Origin of the sequence: Actinomadura monticuli (genome assembly GCF_041463655.1) — a bacterium.
Lineage (GTDB): Bacteria > Actinomycetota > Actinomycetes > Streptosporangiales > Streptosporangiaceae > Spirillospora > Spirillospora monticuli.
The window spans coordinates 1-2,251 of the sequence record NZ_JAXCEI010000042.1; the positions used below are offsets into that span (position 1 = coordinate 1).

General features: G+C 63.4%; 3 protein-coding genes. 2 read left to right on the forward strand and 1 reads right to left on the reverse strand.

What is annotated here, in order from left to right:
* Positions 1–323 precede the first annotated feature (323 nt).
* Positions 324–689, forward strand: coding sequence for a hypothetical protein (locus SM611_RS37545; RefSeq protein ID WP_371955163.1), 366 nt, complete (start codon positions 324–326; stop codon positions 687–689).
* A gap of 61 nt (positions 690–750) precedes the next feature.
* Here the strand turns inward: SM611_RS37545 and SM611_RS37550 are convergent, their stop codons facing one another.
* Positions 751–1,263, reverse strand: a complete 513-nt coding sequence (locus SM611_RS37550) for a peptide deformylase (RefSeq protein WP_371955165.1) — start codon at positions 1,261–1,263, stop codon at positions 751–753.
* A 333-nt stretch (positions 1,264–1,596) separates the two neighbouring features.
* Here SM611_RS37550 and SM611_RS37555 point away from each other — a divergent pair, with 333 nt between their 5' ends.
* On the forward strand, positions 1,597–2,157 hold the full coding sequence (locus SM611_RS37555) for a hypothetical protein (protein ID WP_371955164.1): 561 nt from the start codon (positions 1,597–1,599) through the stop codon (positions 2,155–2,157).
* Positions 2,158–2,251 lie beyond the last annotated feature (94 nt).

The following is a 2,251-nucleotide window of genomic DNA, read 5'->3' on the forward strand; positions in this document are numbered from 1 at the left end:
CGCTGGCGCATCCTGCAGCACATCACCGCCAGCCCCAGCCGAATCGGTGACATCGCCAAAGCCGCACTCGTCCTCACCCATATCGAACACGGCTACGTCCGGTGATTCGCTGAGATCACCTCACTCAGTCTGCAACTCTGCAGATATCGTGCGGCCGTGACCGGATCCAAGCAGCGTCCGCTCCTCTTCCTCGATGTCGACGGCCCTCTCATCCCCTTCGGAGCCACGCCCGGGGAGTATCCGACCTACCAGGCGCTCTCCTCACCCCATGCCGAAGAGAATCCGCTTGTGGCCCGAATCAATCCCGAGCACGGAAACGGCTCTTGGTGCTCGACTGCGAGCTGATCTGGGCCACCAGTTGGATGGACGACGCGAACGACTGCATCGCGACACGCCTCGGGCTGCCCCAGCTGGCGATCGTGGCCTGGCCGGATGCACCTGCGACCGAAGAGCAGGACGTACGCGACGGCTTGCACTGGAAGACCCGGACCCTCGTCGCCAAGGCCGGAGGGCGCCCCTTCGTCTGGCTCGATGACGAGATCACCAACAGCGATCGTGTCTGGGTATCCGCAAACCACTCTGGCCCGGCTCTCTTGCACCGAGTCAACCCAAACAGCGGCCTCACTCCGGTCGACTACCAGGCTGTCGACGAGTGGCTAGCTCAGGTGTGTTCACCACATTTGAGGTAGCGGATGCCGCCGCCGCGCGAGCGCGGGCCAAGGGCGGCTGTCAGGTCGTGGTCATGGGAGTTCAGCGGTAGGACCAGGCGTGGCCGGTCCCTCGATGGTCCTCGACAGGAATCGGGTGGACGCCCTCGCGCATCCGGTCGGTGTAGAGATGCCTGTACAGGTGGTCGATCTCGTACCCGGCCAGGCGGGCGAGTGCGGCGTTGAGGACGACTACCGACTGCCCGTCCAGACGGGTGGGGGCGATCTCCAGCCGGAGCGGACGGGGCACCAGGTCGCGTACGTCGAAGAAGCTGAGGCAGCCCTCGTACTGCTCGTCGGTCTCGGGCGATGCGTTGATCACACGAGGGTTGAGCGGCCCGGCGTCGGCATCGGGCGGGGCGATGACGGCGGCGGCGCCGTCGATGCCGATCTGTGGGGCAGCCAGGCCCATGCCCTTGCCGAACACGTGATGTTCGCGGACTCGCTGCCTCGCGGCGAACAACCGGTCGATGACATCGCTGGCCTCAGCGCCTTCGGCGGGCAGATCGAACGGGCGAGCCATCGTGGCCAGGATCGGTTTGCCACGCTGGACGATGCCGGCGGAGGCGCACTCGTTCTTTTTATAGACGGCATGGACGCTTCAGCCGTGATTGAGAAGGCAGATAAAGTGATTAGAGCGCACGCAGCCTTCAAGCGCGTTGGTCCGAGCTCGGACGAGCGCAGCGCGCAGGAACTTCGTTCTCGGCCACCCGGATGACATGGACCGCGGGATACACCTCGCCGCGTTGTTCGCGGTTCTGCCGCGGGGGCGGGTAGAATGATGGATTGGCCAGCCAACTTCAGTTTTGCGATCGCTGGTTCCGAGTTGTATGTTTCGTGGCTCGAATGAACCAGGAGGGAGGGAAATTCGATGAATAGAGAAGCGTCAATGCGCGACGAAGTCCGCGCCATGCTGAGGTCCGCTGGCTTTGAAATCATTCAGTTCGAAGCTCCGCTTGACCGGTCTTCGAAGGTCCATCCCGACATTGTTGCATGGGCGTCTGACGCAAGTGGCGAACTCGTCCCCTGGGCCGTTGTCGAGATAAAGAGCGGACAGTCCAAGACTCCCGAGCTCACGCTTCCCGCTCTCGCTCGAAGCCGCGATCTCCTGGGCACCGTTGACCACTACGCCGTGGTCAACGGTCGATGGTTCAAGGCCGACCGTAGTGTGCGCTCGCTTGAGTCTATCGATGGTCCGACAACGCCCCAATATGGAGTGGGAGGGCTTCTGGGGGACGAGAATCTCGCAACGTCGCTGCTGCTCAAGTCGCTCTGGCGGGAAGCGAACAAGGAACGCCCTCGAGGAACGCGAGTCGACTATTTCTTCCCGTCCGCCGAACTCTTGGCGGAGACGAATGTTCCGGGCATTCAGATGGACGACGGCTTCGTTCCCGTCCGCCACGAGGTGCTCTGGCGCGCCCGCAGGGCTGAATGCGTTCTCAGATGTTGAGACCGAGTGCGATGAGTGGGTGGGTGAAGTCGTCGCGTGCCCAGCGGGTGGCTTCGGCGATGTTGGTGAAGCCGAGCAGGCGTAGTGCGCCGAT

What these genes read in the sequence shown, in the direction of transcription:
- SM611_RS37555 (WP_371955164.1), top strand. Translation starts at nt 1,597, where the DNA reads ATGCGCGACGAAGTCCGCGCCATGCTGAGGTCCGCTGGCTTTGAAATC.